Here is a 17,617-nt window from a genome sequence, read left to right as displayed (position 1 = left end):
GCCCATCGCGGCCGCGGGCATCGCCGAAGACGATGGCGTCCACATGGTGCTCCACACCGTCGCTGGTGCGGACACCGACCGGGCTGAACGTGGCGATCGGCCAGTCGATCAGCTTGCAGTTGGGTTGTTGTAGGGCACGGTAGTAGTCGCCGGCCACCAGCACCCGGGTCGCCTCGGGCGGATGGTCCGGGGTCAGCTGGCGGCGAAGCCACGGGTCCTCGACCTGAGTGCGCAGATGTGCCCGGGCCAGGCGCGCGACAACCCACTGCCGCACCGGCCCTTCGGTGAACTGTCCGGGGACCGCATAGGGGAAGATCCAGCGCGGCGCGCACTGGAAGACCTTGACGAACGCGGCGATGCCTGCCAGTTCGGGGACGATCCGCACGGTGCGGGAATCGGTACCGATGACCGCGACCCGCTTGTCGGCGAAATCATAGCCCTGGTGCCAGGATTCGACGTGGATCCGGTCGCCCCGGTAGGTGTCGACGCCGCGCAGGTCCGACGCGGTCATGTCAGGCCGCCGGTTCGTGGGTGAGTTCGTTGAACCAGCTGGGGATCGGCCTGAGCAGTTTCCTGGGATAGCGCTCGGAGACCCAGACCAGGGAGTTGGCGAGCAGATGGTAGGGGTGGCCGGGGTTCACCACGGCGGCGGCGTGCCGCTTGAGCACCTGGTAGGTGGGCACCCGGTGGGTGAATTCACCTCGCTCACCCAGGGTTTGGAAGCGTTTCACCGCGTTGTAGAGGCGTTCGGGTTCCAGGCCCATGCCGACGATCTCGTTGCGGATCCGGTTGAGCAGCGGGATGTACATGATCGCCCCGATGATCAGCCCGGGGCTCGCGACGGTGGCGACGAACTCGATCGCCAGGCGGCGCAGGTCGGTATGGCCGACCATGTTCAGCACCTCGAAATCGACGGCGATGTGCCGGGATTCGTCGTTGTTGATCTTCTCGAACACCTGATGGCAGACCGGGTCGTCGACCTCCTCGAGGAGGAACTTCAGCAGGGCGCCGTCGAGGGCGACCTCAAGCATCGGGATGACGGTGCCGAGCACCGACAGCGACATGTCGTCGGCGTAGGTGTCCAGCCAGTCCATCGCCAACCGGATGTTCACGTTCGGTTCGGGCATCTCGCTGTCGTCGAGCATTCCCCACCGTTTCATCAGCGCCAGTTCGGCGTTGGCGTGGCGTTGCTCCTCGGCGTGGAAATAGCGGTAGATCTCGGCGATCGTCGGGGTGGGCGCCTTCTTGGCGAGCGCCGCGAAACCGCGGGCGCCGATGTTCTCGATCCAGCACAGGTCGGCCATGAAGGCCTTGAGCTTCGGACGCTGCTCCTCGGTGATCAGTTCCGCGCCGGGAGCATCCCAGTCGATGTCGGCCAGTGCCCACTGCCGGTCCTTGATCTTGGCCAGCATCGCGTCCATGTCGATCGCCATCCTCGGATGCAACTCTCAATGGTGACATTTGTCAATGTCACTATTTGTCGGTGACACGGTCGGGGCGCGCTGGTCTTGTTGACGCTTGTCGGTGGTGAGGTGTTTACTGGCGGCATCGAACAAAGTTTCGAAGAACGTATGGGTCGGATGGTGTGAAAGGTGCAGCTGTGACGACACCGCAGAGCGTGAACCGGTGTCCCGCTACGCGCGCTGAGCAGGTAGAACGGCTTCGCAAACAGATCGCGTCGATCTCCGGCAGGGTGGGTGCGAACCGTCGGGCCGCCGCTCCGGTGGCGGCGCCGGTGGCGCCATCTGAGCCTCCGGATAGTTTGCTGCCGATGCCCGATTTGCTGGCTGAGGTGCTTCCGGATTCGTTGCCGCGCGGCACCGTGGCAGTGGTATCCGGGGCGCGTTCGCTACAGCTGAGCATGGTGGCGGCCGTGACAGCGGCCGGGGGTCATGCCGCGATCATCGGTCAGCCGGATGTCGGTCTGCTGGCCGCGGTGGAGATGGGCGCCGACCTGAGCCGGATCGCGGTGATCCCGGAACCGGGGGCCGATCCGGTGGAGGTGGCCGCGGTGCTGATGGACGGGATGGACCTGGTGGTCCTGGGCCTCGGAGGGCGGACGGTGCCTGCGGGAAGGGCCAGGGCGGTGGTGGCCAGGGCTCGGCAGCGCGGCTGCACACTGCTGGTCACCGACGGCGACTGGCAGGGGGCCTCTGCGCGGTTGGACGCCCGCGTCAGCGGCTACGAGATCGCCGGCGGCCGGGGCGGGAAACCCACCCCGGGATGCGGCCGGATCAGCAGGGTGCGGTTGGCCATGCGGGCCAGGGGCCGCTCGGTTGGGCATCCCGCCCGCGCCGTGGGCGGGTGAGATGGCGGGCAGGGTGCTTGCCCTCTGGTGCATGGACTGGCCCGCCGTCGCCGCCGCGGCGGCAGTCGGTCTGCCGCCGACGGTGCCGGTCGCGGTCACGCTGGCCAACCGGGTCATCGCATGCTCGGCGGCGGCGCGGGCCGCGGGGGTGCGGCGGGGGCTGCGCCGGCGGGAGTCGCAGGCCCGGTGTCCGGAGCTGCACGTCGCCGCCGCCGACCCGGCACGTGACGCCCGGCATTTCGAGAACGTCACGCTCGCCGTGGACGATCTGGTACCGCGCGCTGAGGTGCTGCGCCCCGGCCTGCTGGCACTGTCGATCCGCGGAGCGGCCAGGTACTTCGGTTCCGAGCAGGCCGCTGCGGAACGACTGGTCGACGCGGTGGCCGCCGTGGGCGCCGAATGTCAGGTCGGTATCGCCGACCAACTGCCCACGGCCGTCTTCGCGGCGCGGGCGGGCAGAATCATCGACGCCGGTCGGGACGCACCGTTCCTGTCGACGCTGTCCATCCGGCAGTTGGCGTCCGAACCGAGTCTGGCCGGCGTCACGCGCGAAGAGCTGGTGGATCTGCTGTGGCGCATGGGAATCCGCACGATCGGCCAGTTCGCCGAGTTGTCCCGCAGCGACGTCGCGTCCCGGTTCGGCGCCGATGCGGTCGCCGCGCACCGCATCGCGCGCGGGGAGCCCGCGCGCGGCCCGTCCGGGCGGGAGCCGGAAGCAGAACTCGACGCGGTGATGAACTGCGATCCGCCCATCGAACGGGTAGATGCGGCGGCCTTCGCGGGACGCTCGCTGGCCGGCGTGCTGCACCGCAGCCTGGAGGCGGCCGGGGTGGGTTGCACCCGGTTGGCGATCCACGCGGTGACAGCCAATGGGCAAGAGCTGGAACGGGTCTGGCGGTGCGCCGAACCGCTGACCGAGGACGCCACCGCCGACCGGGTGCGCTGGCAGCTGGACGGCTGGCTGAACCGGCGCAACCCGGGAGACCGGCCGTCCGCCCCGATCACCGTGCTGCGCCTGCGCCCTGTGGAGGTGGTCTCGGCAGAGGCCATGCAGTTGCCGCTGTGGGGTGGCATCGGGGAGGAGGACAGGCTGCGGGCGCGACGGGCGCTGGTGCGCGTGCAGGGCCTGCTGGGGCCGGACGCCGTCAAGGTTCCGGTGCTCAGCGGTGGCCGCGGTCCCGCCGAGCGCATCACCTTCACGCCGTTCGGAGACGAGCTTGTGCCCCAGGCGAATCCGGAGCAACCGTGGCCGGGGCGACTGCCCGAGCCGTCACCGACCGTACTGCTCGACGACCCGGTCGAACTGTTCGACGCCGACGGCGCCCCGGTGCGGGTCACCGGTCGTGGGCTGTTCAGCACCGCACCGTTCCGGCTGCAGGCGCCCGGGCGGTCGGGACAGTTGTCGTGGTGGGCCGGTCCGTGGCCGGTCGACGAACGCTGGTGGGATCCGTCGTCGAAGAGCGGTAGGACGGCCAGGGCGCAGGTGCTGCTGGATTCCCAGAAGGCCCTGCTGCTGTGCTACCGACAGAGGAGGTGGTATCTGGAAGGGGTCTACGAATGATCCAGCTGCCGGGCGAATCTGCCCACCCGCGCGATGAACCGGTCGAAGAATGCGGCGGGATCGACTTCGGTGCCGATGAGTGCATTGGGCTGCCTGCCCCAGTGCCCGCTCCAGTCGGCGATCGTCATCCCGCGTGTCAGCGTGCCGGTCAACTCCACGTCCACCGGTGCGGGACGGTACCGCACCAGGGTGGTGTCGAGCGCGACCGCGGCGGCCAGTGGATCGTGCAGATGAGCCAGGTATCCCTCGCCCTGGTCGTGGTGGAACTCGAAGTAGAACCGCATCGCGTCCTCGAGCACCCGGATCAGCGGGTTGGACGCCGTCGAGGCGGTGCCGCGTGGATCGAGCGCCGACATCGGGGTCGAGGAGGACCCGGCGGGGGTGGACCCGGCGGGGGTGGACCCGGCAGCCTCGGCGAGCCGGCCCAGCAGCTCCGGTGTCATCACCGCGTGCTCGGTCAGGTTGAGCCCCAACACGATCGGCAGATGCTCGGCGCCGGACAGGGTCCATGCGGCGAACACCTCGGCGGCTGACTCCGGGTCGACGTGGGTGTTCCACTCCGCCACCGGTGTGGTGTTGCCGCGGTAGTCGAACGCGCCGCCCATGATCACCAGACGCTTCAACAGCCGGGGCAGCGCGGGTTCGGCCCGCAGCGCCAGCGCCAGGTTGGTCAGCGGGCCCGTCGCGATCCCGATCAGCTCACCGGGATGGGCGTGCGCCGCCCGCACCCAGGCCTGCGCGGCGTCGTATCCGGTGAGCTCGGTGCGTGGCACCCGCAACCGCGCGTAGCCCATCCCTTCCGGACCGTGGGTGTCCTCGGCGGTGCGCAGCGGTGCGACGAGTGGGGTCTCCGACCCCCGCGACACCGGGACCCCGGTGATGCCGCACAACTCCAGCAGGGCCAGGTTGTTACGGCATACGTCGTGCACGCCAACGTTTCCCGCCGTCGACGCGATACCGACCAGATCGGCCTCGGGGCTGGCGAACAGGTATACCAGGGCCATCGCGTCGTCCACGCCGGTGTCGACGTCGACGAAGACGGGGTGACGCGCGCCGCTCACCAGTGCACGCCGGGCAGGAGCCGCACGGCTCGCTTGACCGGACCGGGGATGCGCACGGACGGGACCGGGAACTGCGTGGTGGGGGACTGCCTGGGGGACTGCACCGTGTCATCCTCGGTGATCCCCCGCGCCGCAGCCGAATCGGGGTAGCCCAGATACAGCTGGTGCAGGAACCGGCGGGCGAGCTTCGGGGTGAGGTACATCCCGAAGTCGGCGAACGTGCCGATCGGGGTGTCGATGCGGGCGGGTTTGTCGACCAACGCGCGGACCACCATCGCCGCGGCGTGTTCGGCCGAGATCGCCGGCGCCGGATTGAGCCGGCCCGACGGCGCGATCATCGGCGTCTTCACCAGCGGCATATGGATATTGGTGAAGGTGATGTGGTCCGAAAGCGTCTCGGTGCCGACGATTCCGGCGAACGCATCCAGCGCCGCCTTGGACGGGATGTAGGCGCTGTAGCGCGGGTTGTGGGCCTGCACACCGGCGCTGGAGACATTGACGACGTGCCCGAACCGGCGCTCCCGCCAGTGCGGCAGCAGCGCCAGCACCATTCGCACCGCGCCGAAGTAGTTGACCGCCATCACCCGTTCGTAGTCGTGCAGCCGGTCGGTCGAGGCCATCACGGAACGCCGGATCGAGCGGCCCGCGTTGTTGACCAGATAGTCGACGTGGCCGAACCGGCCGAGGATGTCCTTGACGGTGTGCTCGACCGCCGACGAATCGGTGACGTCACAGGTGAACGCGTGCGCGTCCCCACCGGCGGCGCGGATCTCGGCGATCAGCCCGTCGAGCGCCTCGGCGTTGCGCGCGAGCGCGAACACCGTCGCGCCGCGCCCGGCGACCGCGATCGCCGACGCCCGGCCGATCCCGCTGGAGGCCCCGGTGATGACGACATGCTTGCCCACCAGCGGTCCCGCCGGGTCGTCGCGGCGGGCCCGGTTCGGGTCGAGGTGGTCGGCCCAGTAGCGCCACAGCCGCGGCGCGTAGGACGCGAAGTCCGGGACCCGGATCCCGAGCCCGTGCAGTGCCACGTCGGTGGGTTCGGAGGTGAACGTCGGCGCAAGGTCGACGACGTCGAGGATCTCGCCGGGGATGCCCAACTGGGTGGCGGCCATGTTACGGATCACCCGCGCGCTGCCGCGCGCCTGCAGCAGCGGCGCGGCGGTCACCCGGGGCAGCGAGCCGATCAGCGGCGGCAGGCCCGCCGTGGACGCCACGGCGCGGTAGATACCGCGCAGACCGACCGACTTCGGCGCGGTCAGGTGGAACGTCTGGCCGTCCCGGTCCGGGAGATGGATGAGACCGGCGACCGCGTCGACGACGAAATCCACCGGCACGATGTTGGTGCGCCCGACATCGGGCAGCATCATCGGCGTGAACCGGGGCAGTGCCGCCAGCGCCGCCAGGACCGGGAAGAAGTAATAAGGCCCGTCGACCTTGTCGATCTCACCGGTGCGGGAGTCGCCGACCACCACGGCGGGACGGTAGATGCGGAACGGCAGACCGTCGGCCGCCCGCACCAGCGCCTCCGCCTCGAACTTGGTGCGGTGATACGGCGTCGGCAGGTTCTGGCCGACGTCGAAGTGGTCCTCGGTGTACACGCCGCCGAAGTCCCCGGCCACCGCGATCGACGAGATGTGGTGCAGCGTCGCACCGAGGCGGCGGGTCAACGCGATCACCGCACGGGTGCCGTCGACGTTGGCGGCACGCTGCCGGTTCTCGGCGGCGGTGAGGTCGTAGACCGCGGCGCAGTGCACCACATGGTCGATGTGCCCGAGGTCGGCGACGGTGGTGTCGGTAAGCCCGAGGTCAGGACGAGTGAGGTCACCGACGACCGGCTGCACCCGCTCGTCCCAGTGCTGCGCGAGGCGTTCGAACCGGCCGGCGGAGTCGCGGCGCACCAGCACGTGCACCGCGGCGGTGTCCGGGCGGGCCAGCAATCGGGTGACCAGCCGGCTGCCGATGAACCCGGTACCGCCGGTAACGACATAGCGCATGCGGACATGCTCGCGTCGCTCCGGGTGTCAGTCAATACGGTTACCCTCACGCTCATGCCGCTCGATCCCGGCGCCATCGGCGCGACCACCCCGCCGCAGCTGTTCACCTGGACCGACCGCGAGACGTTGCTCTACGCGCTCGGTGTCGGCGCGGGCACCGCCGACCTCGCGTTCACCACCGAGAACAGTCACGACGTCGCCCAGCAGGTGCTGCCGACGTACGCCGTCATCGCGTGCTCACCGTTCGGCGCGATCACCGAGATCGGCTCGTTCGATTTCAGCAGGCTGCTGCACGGGTCGCAGAGCATCCGGCTGTTCTCGCCGCTACCGCCCGCCGGCGCACTGCGCGTCACGTCCGAGGTGGCCGACCTGCAGGACAAGGGCGAAGGCAAGAACGCCGTGGTGATGCTGAAGGGGACGGGTGCCGACCCCGACACCGGGCAGGTGGTCGCCGAGACGCTCACCACCCTGGTGCTGCGCGGCGAGGGCGGGTTCGGCGGGCAGCCCGGCCAACGCCCGCAGGCCCCGGCGATCCCGGACCGCGACCCCGACGCGCGGGCCGCGCTGCCGACCCGCGAAGACCAGGCGTTGATCTACCGCCTGTCCGGAGACCGCAACCCCTTGCACAGCGATCCGTGGTTTGCTCAACTCGCCGGATTCCCGCGGCCGATCCTGCACGGGCTGTGTACCTACGGGGTGGCCGGGCGGGCGTTGATCGCCGAACTCGCCGGCGGTGACGCCACCAAGATCACCGCGATCTCCGCGCGCTTCACATCGCCGGTGCTGCCCGGCGACACGCTGACGACCTCCATCTGGCGGCTGGGATCTGGCCGGGCGGTGTTCCGCACCGAGGCGGCGAACCCGGACGGGTCGGAGTCCCGGCTGGTGCTCGACGACGGCGATGTGGAGTTCGGTGAATGACCGGGTGGCCGGGATAGATCGCCGGCCGGCCCGGCGCTGGGCAATTGTTTGCTGGGCTGGTAGCCTTCGCCATGCGCTGGGCTATTGATCTGGACCTTGGTACGTGGGACGGGGGTGGATAGTTGTTCAGAGGTTTGCGGTCCCTGTCCGCTGGTGCCGTCGTGCCTGGGCTGTGGCGGGTCGATCAGTACTACTGGTTCACTGCGCTGCTCGCCTCGCGCGGCCTGCAGACCGCCGCGTGTCGCCTGGTTGCCGCGTGTATCGCCGCGTTCGCGTTATTGCCGGTCGGGCTCGTCGCCGGGTTGTTCGGCCAGCAGTCGATCGGTGCCCGCATCGCCGCGGCGGTGATCGTCGTCGCTTCGCTGGCCATGGCGACCCTGTGGCTGCGCGACCACTGGCCCAGCCGCGCGCAGTCTCTGGTCTGCGTGCTGGCCGGATCGATCGGTGTCGGGGTGGCCTCGCTCCTCGTCGCGAATCCGCTGGTCGGCTTTCTCGGCACGGCGACCTACGTGGTGCTCACCGTGTACGTCGTCTGCTTCCACGCCGCCCGGCTGCTGGCGCTGACCTGGACGGTCGGCGCGGCGGCGCTGGTTGTGCTGGTGGTCGAGATGGCCTCGACCGACCTGGCCGTCGCGATCACCTGCCTGCTGATCGCGGTGCTGCTCAATGTGTTCGTCGCGATCTCGTGCCGCGGGTTGATCAAGCTGCTCCAACCGCAGGCCCATCACGGGGACATCGAACAGCTGACCGGCTTGCTGCACCGCGATGCGTTCTACAGCTCGGTGGCCACACTGCTGGCCTCGCGCAGCCGCAGCGACGACAAGTTCCTGGTCGTCGTCGCGGTGAACATCGACAGCTTCTCGCTGCTGCTCGGGCTGTCCGGTTCCGGCGGCGGCAACCGCGCGCGGGTCACGGTCGGCCAGGCCCTGCGGGAGACGGTGCGGCACAACGCGATCGTCGCGCACGTCTCGGACGACGATTTCGTCATCGCGGACACGTTCACCACCGCGGACGCGTCACCGTTGGTGGAACGGGTCCGCGGGTCCATTGCCGCGACCCCGCAGCGGTTGACGGCCAGCATCGGGGTCGTGGTCACGCCACTGCCCCCGCTGGCCGCCGAGCCGCCGGACGAGGTGCTCGACAAGTTGATCGGGATCGCCCAGCAGGCCATCGAGCAGGCCCGGATGGCGGGGGGAAACCAGGTCCGCTACGTGGTGCGCCCGACGCTGGAAGACGGTGAGGACGGCGACGGCAGGACCGCCTGACAGTCGAACGGATGTTCGATAAACTGCCGGGATGGGTTGGCACACCGGTCCGCCGAGTTGGGGCGAGATGCGGCGCGTCCTGGAGGGAAAGCCGCGCCGCGCGGGCTGGCCCATCGACGCGCAGGTCGGTGACGGCGGGGACAGTCCGGCCTGGTCGAGCAAGCGAGGACAGTACCGCGCTCCCGAGCTGACCCGGCCGGGGGCCGCGGTGCCCTACGCCGAACTGCACGCCCATTCGGCCTACAGCTTCCTCGACGGCGCCAGTACGCCGGAGGAGCTCGTGGAGGAGGCGGCCCGGCTGGATCTGCGCGCCATCGCGCTGACCGACCACGACGGCCTCTACGGGGTGGTGCGGTTCGCCGAGGCGGCCAGGGAACTCGACATGGCCACGGTGTTCGGTGCCGAGTTGTCCCTGGGCGGGGGCAGCCGCACCGACGTCGCCGACCCGCCCGGCCCGCACCTGCTGGTGCTCGCGCGCGGGCCGGAGGGCTACCGCCGGCTGTCGCGGCAGCTGGCGGCGGCGCATCTGGCCGGCGGCGAGAAAGGGGTGCTGCGCTACGACTACGACGCGCTGACCGAGACCGCAGACGGGCACTGGCAGATCCTGACCGGGTGCCGCAAAGGTCATGTCCGGCGGGCGCTGTCGACGGGCGGTCCCGAGGCCGCCGAGGCGGCGCTGGCGGATCTGGTGGACCGGTTCGGCCGCGACCGGGTCACCGTCGAGCTCACCCACCACGGCCACCCGCTCGATGACGAACGCAACGCGGCGCTGGCCGCGCTGGCGCCCCGCTTCGGGCTCGGTGTCATCGCCACCACCGCGGCGCATTTCGCCGAACCGTCGCGGGGCAGGCTGGCGATGGCGATGGGCGCGATCCGGGCCCGGCACTCCATCGACGAGGCGGCGGGTTATCTTGCGCCGCTGGGTGGTTCGCACCTGCGCTCGGGGGAGGAGATGGCGCGGGTGTTCGCGCACTGCCCGGAGGTGGTGACAGCCGCGGCCGAGTTGGGGGAGCAGTGCGCGTTCGGGCTGGCGTTGATCGCCCCGCAGCTGCCGCCGTTCGAGGTGCCCGCCGGTCACACCGAGGACAGCTGGCTGAGGCATCTGGTGATGCTGGGCGCGCGGGAACGCTACGGCCCGCCCGAGCATGCGCCGCGCGCCTACCACCAGATCGAGCGCGAGTTGCGCATCATCGAGGAGCTGAACTTCCCCGGCTACTTCCTGGTGGTGCACGACATCACCCGGTTCTGCCGGGAGAGCGGCATCCTGTCGCAGGGCCGGGGGTCGGCGGCCAACTCTGCGGTCTGTTACGCGTTGAAGGTCACCAACGTCGACCCGATCGCCAACGAGCTGTTGTTCGAACGTTTCCTGTCACCGGCCCGCGACGGGCCGCCCGACATCGACATCGACATCGAATCCGACCTGCGGGAGAAGGCGATCCAGTACGTCTACGAACGCTACGGCCGGGAGTACGCCGCGCAGGTGGCCAATGTGATCACCTACCGGGGTCGCAGCGCGGTGCGCGACATGGCCCGGGCGCTGGGGTTCTCGCAGGGCCAGCAGGACGCGTGGAGCAAGCAGATCAGCCAGTGGGGCAATCTCGCCGACGCCACCCACGTCGAGGACATCCCCGAGCCGGTCATCGACCTGGCCAAACAGATCTCCAACCTGCCCCGGCACATGGGCATCCACTCCGGCGGCATGGTGATCTGCGACCGGCCGATCGCCGACGTGTGCCCGGTCGAGTGGGCGCGGATGGAGAACCGCAGCGTGCTGCAGTGGGACAAAGACGACTGCGCGGCAATCGGTTTGGTGAAGTTCGACCTGCTTGGCCTCGGCATGCTCTCGGCGCTGCACTACGCGATCGACCTGGTGGCCGAGCACAAGGGCATCGAGGTGGATCTGGCCAAACTCGACCTGTCCGAGCCGGCCGTCTACGAGATGCTGCAGCGCGCCGACTCGGTCGGGGTGTTCCAGGTGGAGTCCCGCGCGCAGATGGCCACCCTGCCCCGGCTCAAGCCGCGGATGTTCTACGACCTGGTGGTCGAGGTCGCACTGATCCGCCCCGGCCCGATCCAGGGCGGCTCGGTGCACCCGTACATCAAGCGGCGCAACGGCCAGGAGCCGGTCACCTACGACCATCCGTCGATGGAGCGCGCACTGCGAAAAACCTTGGGGGTGCCGCTGTTCCAGGAACAACTGATGCAGTTGGCGGTCGACTGCGCCGGGTTCTCGCCCGCCGAGGCCGACCAGCTGCGCCGGGCCATGGGGTCGAAGCGCTCGACGGAGAAGATGCGCCGGCTGCGGGGACGGTTCTTCGACGGCATGGCCGAACTGCACGGCATCACCGGGGACGTGGCGAGGAGGATCTACGAGAAGCTGGAGGCCTTCGCCAACTTCGGTTTTCCGGAGAGCCACTCTCTGAGCTTCGCGTCGCTGGTCTTCTACTCGTCCTGGTTCAAGCTGCACCATCCCGCCGCGTTCTGCGCGGCGCTGCTGCGGGCCCAGCCGATGGGCTTCTACTCCCCGCAGACACTGGTCGCCGACGCCCGCAGGCACGGCGTCACCGTGCATGGACCCGACGTGAACGCCGCCCTGGCCCACGCCACGCTGGAGAACCGGGGCCTGGAGGTGCGGCTCGGGCTCGGTAGTGTCCGGCACATCGGCGACGAACTGGCCGAGAAGCTGGTCGCCGAACGAAAAGCCCACGGGCCGTTCGTGTCCCTGACCGATCTGACCCGGCGGGTACAGCTGTCGGTGCCGCAGACCGAGGCGCTGGCCACCGCGGGCGCGCTGGGATGTTTCGGGATCACCCGCCGGGAAGGGCTGTGGGCGGCCGGGGCGGCCGCCGCCGAACGTCCCGACCGGCTGCCGGGGGTGGGTTCGGCCTCGCATGTGCCGTCACTGCCGGGCATGACCGAGCTGGAGCTGACCGCGGCCGACGTGTGGGCGACCGGGGTGTCACCGGACCGCTACCCGACGGAGTTCCTGCGTGAGGATCTCGACGCGATCGGCGTGGTGCCCGCCGACCGGCTGCTGTCGGTGCGCGACGGTACCCGGGTGCTGGTGGCCGGTGCGGTGACGCACCGCCAGCGGCCCGCCACCGCGCAGGGGGTGACGTTCCTTAACCTCGAGGACGAGACCGGAATGGTCAATGTGCTGTGCTCCCAAGGGGTCTGGGCGCGACACCGCAAGCTCGCCCAGACCGCGTCGGCGCTGGTGATCCGCGGCATCGTGCAGAACGCCACCGGGGCCGTCACCGTGGTGGCCGACCGGATGGGCCCGATCAACATGAAGATCGGGTCGAAGTCCCGCGACTTCCGCTGAGTACCCTCGGGGAGATGACGCTCAACCTTTCCGCCGACGAAGTCCTCACCACCACCCGCTCGGTACGCAAGCGGCTGGATTTCGACCGGCCCGTGCCGCGCGAGGTCCTGATGGAATGCCTCGACATCGCACTGCAGGCGCCCACCGGATCGAACAACCAGGGCTGGCAGTGGGTTTTCGTCAGCGACCCGGAGAAGAAGAAGGCGCTCGCCGAGATCTACCGGACCAACGCGACGCCGTACCTGAACGCGCCCAAGCCGAGCCTGGGCGACCTGCGTGACGAGCAGCGCCCCCGGGTCGAGGACTCCGCGCGCTACCTCAACGACCACCTCGACAAGGTGCCGGTGATGCTGATCCCGTGCCTGCAGGGCAAGCCGCAGGACACCGTGTCGGGCGCCAGCGCCGGCTACTGGGGTTCCCTGCTGCCGGCGGTGTGGAGCTTCATGCTCGCGCTGCGCAACCGCGGCCTCGGTTCGGCGTGGACGACGCTGCATCTGCTCGGCGACGGTGAACGCCAAGCCGCCGAACTTCTCGGTATCCCGTTCGACGACTACAGCCAGGCCGGCCTGTTCCCGATCGCGTACACCAAGGGCACCGATTTCAAGAAGGCGCGGCGGCTGCCCGCCGAGCAGCTCACCCACTGGGACACCTGGTAGGAGTCAGACGGCGCCGGCGAAGCCGTGCTGGCGCCACGCCTCGTACACGGCGACGGCCGCGGCGTTCGACAGGTTCAGCGAGCGCCGCCCGGCCAGCATCGGGATCCGCACCTGCTCGGTGATATGCGGATCGGCCAGGGTATCGGAGTCCAGGCCGGTCGGTTCGGGGCCGAACATCAGCACGTCGCCGGGCTGATAGGCGATCTCGGCGAACGACGTGCGCGCGTGCGCGGTGAAGGCGAACACCCGTGCCGGCATCACCGCCGACCACGCCGCGTCGAGGTCGGGATGGACGGTGACCGAGGCAAGGTCGTGGTAGTCGAGCCCGGCGCGCCGCAGCTTGGGTTCGGACAGGTCGAACCCGAGTGGTTCGACCAGATGCAGCTCGCACCCCGAACCGGCCACCATGCGGATCGCGTTGCCCGTGTTGGGTGCGATTCGAGGCGAGTAGAACAGCACCCTGAACACGCACGTCACCTTATCGGCGTGCGCGCAGGCGGCGTCAGTCCAGGCAGGTTTCGTACGCGGCGATGGAGATCAGGCCGTCGAGCGTGTCGAGATCCACGATCTCGCCGCTCATGGCCCTCATCAAGGGGGAGTCGCCGATCTCGCAGGCATCGGCCAGCAGGCCCATTTCGACACCGTTTCGAACCATCTTCGCACCTCCGTTGTGCGGGCTGGTTACCCATCGAGACGCCGCGAAATCGCCGGCATCTGGCCTTAATTCTTCCTTAGGAAGTTCGACGATCCAGGCACGCGAACGCGTCGATGGGGTAACGATCGGTCCACGGTACGAAGCGGTGGAAACGGTGCACGGTGGCTGGCATACTCGTCGGGTCGCTGCCCTTCCGCAGGAAGTCCTATGAACGATCCTCGATCAGTGATGCGCGCGCACCCGACCGCTCGGCCGTCCCGATGGGCGCCCGCCAACTGGCCGGTCCGGGTCAAGGTGCTGGCCATCGCCGTGGTCCCGCTGGTGCTGGCGTGTGTGTTCGGAGGCCTGCGGGTGTCCTCGGCCGTCGGCGAAGCCCGCGAACTCGACCGCGCCGCCGACCGCGCGACGCTGGTGCCCGCGGTCGTCGACTACATGTCCGCACTGCAGGAAGCGCTCGTCGTCACCACCGAGGGTGGCGACACCCGGTACGTGGTGACCGAATTCGATTCGCGCAAGAGGGAGTTGGCCCGGCTGCTGAACGCCACCGAGGTCGACGACAACGTCCGGCTGGCGACCAACACCCTCCTCGACTACGGGCAGGACCTGCTCGACAAGATCGACGCGGGCGCGATGGATCTGCGCACCCGTGTGATGACGTTCGGTCCGCTGCTGATCACCGCGCAGACGGCCATCACCGGTCTGGTCGGCCCCGGGGAGGACCAGGTGCGCGAGCATGCCGACGTGCTGGCCCGGGCCGTCGGCGCCCGCGGCCAGATGGCGATGCAGCGGATCCTGGTCAACCGCGGAGCCGACCTCCCGGAACCGTTGCTGCGCTCGGCGATGGTCACCCTGGCCGGCACCGAACCCGCCACCGTCACCGCGCTGGGCACCTTCCTCGGCGGTATGAGCGACCAGGCCTCGGCGCTGCGCTCCCACATGGTGCGGCGTATGTCGCTGCTGAGCGAACCGGCGACCCCGTTGGTCGGCAACCCTGAACTGCTTGCGTCCCAACAGGTCACCGCCGACATCGCGCTGGCGGTGAGCAACCGGATCGCCAAGACCGTGCCGGCCACGGTGGCCGAGCACGCCGCGCAGGCCCGCACCGCGGCCATCCGCGACTCCGCGCTCGTCGCCGCGGCGATCCTGCTGGCCGGCCTGCTCGCCTTCTGGGTGGCCCGGTCGCTGGTGCGGCCGCTGCGCACCCTGCGCGACACCGCGCTCAAGGTCGCCCACGAAGACCTCGCCCAGGAGGTCGAACAGGTGCGTGCCGACGGCAAGGAGTTCACGGTGGCCCCGGTGCCGGTGCAGACCACCGAGGAGGTCGGCCAGGTCGCTCACGCCGTCGACGAACTGCACCAGCAGGCCCTCGTGCTGGCCGGTGCGCAGGCCCGGCTGCAGCTGCAGGTCAGCGACATGTTCGAGACGCTGTCGCGGCGCAACCGGTCGCTGGTCGACCAGCAGCTGGCCCTCATCGACGGGCTGGAGCGCGACGAGGAGGACCCCGACCGGCTGGAGAGCCTGTTCCGCCTGGACCATCTCGCGGCCCGGATGCGCCGCAACGGCGCCAATCTGATGGTGCTGGCGGGGGCGCAGACGGCGCGGGATCGCGCCGAACCGATGAGCGTCGCCGACATCGTCGGGGCCGCCGCGTCCGAGGTCGAGGACTACGCCCGCGTCGCCACCGGCGAAGTACCCGGCACCGAGGTCGCCGGCGGTGTCGCCGCAGACCTGGTGCACCTGCTGGCCGAACTGCTCGACAACGCGTTGCGGTACTCGCCGCCGAGCACCGAGGTCCGGGTGTCCGCGGTGCCCACCGGCAACAACGGCCTCGTCGTCGAAGTCGCCGACACCGGCCTCGGCATGACCGAATCGGATCTGCGGGTGGCCAACACCCGGATGGAATCCGGCGGTGAGGTCACCCCGTACACCGCGCGCCACATGGGCCTGTTCGTGGTGAGCCGGCTGGCCGCCCAGCACGGCCTGGTGGTGCGGCTGCGCAGCACGGTGGCCGGCAAGCCCGACTCCGGCACCACCGCCGGGGTGTACATCCCGGCGCGGCTGCTGCGTCACCGCTGGCCCGAAACATCGCCGCCGGCACCGGAACCCGCGCCCGCGCCGGTTCCGGAACCCCGGCCGGCACCGGCTCCCGCGCCGGCACCCGAGCCCGCGCCGGCTCCCGAGCCCGCGCCGGTTCGGCACGGGCGCGCCACCGTCGACCATGACGACGATGCGATCTACCAGAAGATGCTCTCCGAGTGGCTGGTCGATCCGCACGAGATCGCGCACAGCACCGACCTGAACTGGAAGTCGGTGTGGGATCACGGCTGGTCGGCGGCAGAGGCCGCGCAGTCGGCCCCGGTGCGCACCCACACCAGCGACGGTCTGCCGGTCCGCCAGCCCGGTGCGCGCCTGATCCCCGGCCACGCCGACCGGACGGTGGAGCCGACCGACGGCCATCCGATCCCGGCGCGTGACCCCGACGCCGTCCGCGCCAGCCTCGGTGGCCACTTCGGCGGTGTGTACGCCGGCCGGCGCCGGGCCCAGGACGCGGCCCCGGACGCGCCATGACGACACCGAATCAGCGCTCGTCGCTGGACTGGCTGGTGGCGAAGTTCGCCCGGGAGGTCCCGGGGGTGTCGCACGCGATCCTGGTGTCGGCCGACGGGCTGCTGATGGCCGCCAGCGAGCACCTCCCGGGAGAGCGGGCCGACCAACTCGCCGCCGTCGCGTCGGGGCTGGCGAGCCTGTCGATCGGGGCCGCGCAGCTGCTCGACGGCGGCCACGTGCTGCAGTGCGTCGTGGAGATGGAGGGTGGCTATCTAGTGCTGATGCGCGTCGGCGACGGGTCCAACCTCGCGACCCTGGCGGCCCGCAACTGCGACATCGGGCAGATCGGTTACGAGATGGCCGTCCTCGTGGAACGCGTCGGCGCGGTCGTGCAGTCGCCGCGGCGCACCGCCGGGCATCCGTGACACCGCCGCTGGTACGCCCGTACACGCTTACCGCCGGGCGCACCGACACCGAGGTGGCGTTGCCGTGGGAGGCGCCTGTCGGTGTCGCGGCGACCGCGCCCGCGGCGAACTGGCCGGGCCACGACATGCGCGCCCGGATCCTGGTGTTGTGTGACCGGCGCCCCTCGGTGGCCGAGATTGCGGCGCATCTCGGTGTTCCGCTCGGCGTGGCGCGGGTACTCGTCGGGGACCTGGTGGTGCAGGGTTATCTGCGGGTGCATGCGACCCTGGGCGCGGCCGCGACAGCCGACGAACGACGAGAACTGATCGGAAGGACACTGCGTGGCCTCAGGGCACTCTGACGGGCGGGCGTCGACGAAGATCGTGATCTCCGGCGGGTTCGGCGCCGGCAAGACGACCTTCGTCGGGGCGGTGTCAGAGATCGTTCCGCTGCGCACCGAGGCGTTGGTCACCGGAGCCTCGGCCGGCGTCGACGGCCTCCACGCGACTCCGGACAAGACGACCACGACCGTCGCGATGGACTTCGGGCGCATCAGCCTGGCCGACGATCTGGTGCTGTACCTGTTCGGTACACCCGGACAGCGCCGGTTCTGGTTCATGTGGGACGACCTGATCCGCGGTGCGATCGGCGCGGTCATCCTCGTCGACGTGCGCCGGTTGGAGGACAGCTTCGCCACCGTCGACTTCTTCGAGGCGCGCGGGCTGCCGTTCGTGGTCGCGGTCAACGACTTCGACGGCGCGCCGCGGTATCCGCTGGGATCGGTGCGCAGCGCGCTGGCACTGCCGCAGCACGTGCCGCTGATCGCCGTCGACGCCCGCGACCGCGAGTCGGCCAAGACGGCGCTGATCGCCGTCACCGAGTACGCGCTGAGCCGGCTGGCGCCGACGGGATAACG

General features: G+C 70.1%; 15 protein-coding genes and 1 pseudogene. 10 read left to right on the top strand and 6 right to left on the bottom strand.

What is annotated here, in order from left to right:
• Positions 1–25 precede the first annotated feature (25 nt).
• Both BST38_RS23100 and BST38_RS23095 read right to left on the bottom strand, forming a co-directional pair.
• A pseudogene (locus BST38_RS23100) lies at positions 26–514 on the bottom strand (NAD(P)/FAD-dependent oxidoreductase); the annotation flags it as partial.
• Positions 513–1,433, bottom strand: coding sequence for a reductase (locus tag BST38_RS23095; RefSeq protein ID WP_083145819.1), 921 nt, complete (start codon positions 1,431–1,433; stop codon positions 513–515). The pseudogene BST38_RS23100 and the gene BST38_RS23095, both read right to left, overlap by 2 nt.
• 167 nt (positions 1,434–1,600) lie before the next feature.
• On the opposite strand from BST38_RS23095, the gene imuA' reads away from it, so the two are divergent.
• Positions 1,601–2,308 (top strand): DnaE2-dependent mutagenesis accessory factor ImuA', encoded by a 708-nt coding sequence (gene imuA' / locus BST38_RS23090; RefSeq protein ID WP_083145818.1) that lies wholly within the window; start codon positions 1,601–1,603, stop codon positions 2,306–2,308.
• 1 nt (position 2,309) lies between these two features.
• Positions 2,310–3,869 (top strand): DNA polymerase Y family protein, encoded by a 1,560-nt coding sequence (locus BST38_RS23085; protein WP_083145848.1) that lies wholly within the window; start codon positions 2,310–2,312, stop codon positions 3,867–3,869.
• Here the strand turns inward: BST38_RS23085 and BST38_RS23080 are convergent.
• Both BST38_RS23080 and BST38_RS23075 read right to left on the bottom strand, forming a co-directional pair.
• The gene (locus BST38_RS23080) at positions 3,860–4,930 is read right to left on the bottom strand and encodes a nucleoside hydrolase (RefSeq protein ID WP_083145817.1); all 1,071 of its coding nucleotides are present in this window, start codon (positions 4,928–4,930) and stop codon (positions 3,860–3,862) included. The two genes, BST38_RS23085 and BST38_RS23080, sit on opposite strands and share 10 nt — an antisense overlap.
• Complete coding sequence (locus BST38_RS23075; RefSeq protein WP_083145816.1) at positions 4,927–6,927, bottom strand: SDR family oxidoreductase; 2,001 nt, start codon at positions 6,925–6,927, stop codon at positions 4,927–4,929. Before BST38_RS23075 ends, BST38_RS23080 begins: the two co-directional genes overlap by 4 nt.
• Before the next feature lie 54 nt (positions 6,928–6,981).
• Here BST38_RS23075 and BST38_RS23070 point away from each other — a divergent pair, with 54 nt between their 5' ends.
• The 4 genes from BST38_RS23070 (at position 6,982) to BST38_RS23055 (ending at position 13,094) form a co-directional block, all read left to right on the top strand.
• A complete protein-coding gene (locus BST38_RS23070) occupies positions 6,982–7,848 on the top strand; it encodes a MaoC/PaaZ C-terminal domain-containing protein (protein ID WP_083145815.1) in 867 nt (288 codons plus the stop codon).
• A 161-nt stretch (positions 7,849–8,009) separates the two neighbouring features.
• On the top strand, positions 8,010–9,113 hold the full coding sequence (locus BST38_RS23065; RefSeq protein ID WP_237160891.1) for a GGDEF domain-containing protein: 1,104 nt from the start codon (positions 8,010–8,012) through the stop codon (positions 9,111–9,113).
• 31 nt (positions 9,114–9,144) lie between these two features.
• Positions 9,145–12,438 carry an error-prone DNA polymerase gene (locus BST38_RS23060; RefSeq protein WP_083145813.1) on the top strand — a complete coding sequence of 1,098 codons (3,294 nt, stop codon included), beginning with the start codon at positions 9,145–9,147 and terminating at the stop codon, positions 12,436–12,438.
• A 14-nt stretch (positions 12,439–12,452) separates the two neighbouring features.
• Positions 12,453–13,094, top strand: a complete 642-nt coding sequence (locus BST38_RS23055; RefSeq protein WP_083145812.1) for a nitroreductase family protein — start codon at positions 12,453–12,455, stop codon at positions 13,092–13,094.
• A gap of 3 nt (positions 13,095–13,097) precedes the next feature.
• Here BST38_RS23055 and BST38_RS23050 read toward each other — a convergent pair whose 3' ends face one another.
• Complete coding sequence (locus tag BST38_RS23050) at positions 13,098–13,562, bottom strand: tRNA (cytidine(34)-2'-O)-methyltransferase (protein WP_083145811.1); 465 nt, start codon at positions 13,560–13,562, stop codon at positions 13,098–13,100.
• Between the two features lie 34 nt (positions 13,563–13,596).
• Complete coding sequence (locus BST38_RS29805) at positions 13,597–13,728, bottom strand: hypothetical protein (RefSeq protein WP_272818858.1); 132 nt, start codon at positions 13,726–13,728, stop codon at positions 13,597–13,599.
• A gap of 228 nt (positions 13,729–13,956) precedes the next feature.
• Between BST38_RS29805 and BST38_RS23045 the strand changes: the two genes are divergently transcribed.
• The 4 genes from BST38_RS23045 to BST38_RS23030 are packed head-to-tail and all read left to right on the top strand — an operon-like array spanning position 13,957 to position 17,615.
• The gene (locus BST38_RS23045; protein ID WP_083145810.1) at positions 13,957–16,317 is read left to right on the top strand and encodes an ATP-binding protein; all 2,361 of its coding nucleotides are present in this window, start codon (positions 13,957–13,959) and stop codon (positions 16,315–16,317) included.
• Positions 16,314–16,721 carry a roadblock/LC7 domain-containing protein gene (locus BST38_RS23040; RefSeq protein WP_083145809.1) on the top strand — a complete coding sequence of 136 codons (408 nt, stop codon included), beginning with the start codon at positions 16,314–16,316 and terminating at the stop codon, positions 16,719–16,721. The genes BST38_RS23045 and BST38_RS23040 overlap by 4 nt, the downstream gene beginning before the upstream one ends.
• Positions 16,718–17,062 carry a DUF742 domain-containing protein gene (locus BST38_RS23035; protein WP_083145808.1) on the top strand — a complete coding sequence of 115 codons (345 nt, stop codon included), beginning with the start codon at positions 16,718–16,720 and terminating at the stop codon, positions 17,060–17,062. Before BST38_RS23040 ends, BST38_RS23035 begins: the two co-directional genes overlap by 4 nt.
• Positions 17,043–17,615 (top strand): GTP-binding protein, encoded by a 573-nt coding sequence (locus tag BST38_RS23030; RefSeq protein ID WP_083145807.1) that lies wholly within the window; start codon positions 17,043–17,045, stop codon positions 17,613–17,615. Before BST38_RS23035 ends, BST38_RS23030 begins: the two co-directional genes overlap by 20 nt.
• Positions 17,616–17,617 lie beyond the last annotated feature (2 nt).

It is taken from the genome of Mycolicibacterium parafortuitum (genome assembly GCF_002086815.1).
Classification (GTDB): Bacteria; Actinomycetota; Actinomycetes; order Mycobacteriales; family Mycobacteriaceae; genus Mycobacterium; species Mycobacterium parafortuitum.
This window is presented reverse-complemented; position numbering and strand designations above follow the sequence as displayed.

What these genes read in the sequence shown, in the direction of transcription:
- BST38_RS23060 (WP_083145813.1), top strand. Translation starts at nt 9,145, where the DNA reads ATGGGTTGGCACACCGGTCCGCCGAGTTGGGGCGAGATGCGGCGCGTC.
- BST38_RS23070 (WP_083145815.1), top strand. Translation starts at nt 6,982, where the DNA reads ATGCCGCTCGATCCCGGCGCCATCGGCGCGACCACCCCGCCGCAGCTG.
- BST38_RS23040 (WP_083145809.1), top strand. Translation starts at nt 16,314, where the DNA reads ATGACGACACCGAATCAGCGCTCGTCGCTGGACTGGCTGGTGGCGAAG.
- BST38_RS23075 (WP_083145816.1), bottom strand. Translation starts at nt 6,927, where the DNA reads ATGCGCTATGTCGTTACCGGCGGTACCGGGTTCATCGGCAGCCGGCTG.
- BST38_RS23045 (WP_083145810.1), top strand. Translation starts at nt 13,957, where the DNA reads ATGAACGATCCTCGATCAGTGATGCGCGCGCACCCGACCGCTCGGCCG.
- BST38_RS23095 (WP_083145819.1), bottom strand. Translation starts at nt 1,433, where the DNA reads ATGGCGATCGACATGGACGCGATGCTGGCCAAGATCAAGGACCGGCAG.
- BST38_RS23055 (WP_083145812.1), top strand. Translation starts at nt 12,453, where the DNA reads ATGACGCTCAACCTTTCCGCCGACGAAGTCCTCACCACCACCCGCTCG.
- BST38_RS29805 (WP_272818858.1), bottom strand. Translation starts at nt 13,728, where the DNA reads ATGGGCCTGCTGGCCGATGCCTGCGAGATCGGCGACTCCCCCTTGATG.
- BST38_RS23085 (WP_083145848.1), top strand. Translation starts at nt 2,310, where the DNA reads ATGGCGGGCAGGGTGCTTGCCCTCTGGTGCATGGACTGGCCCGCCGTC.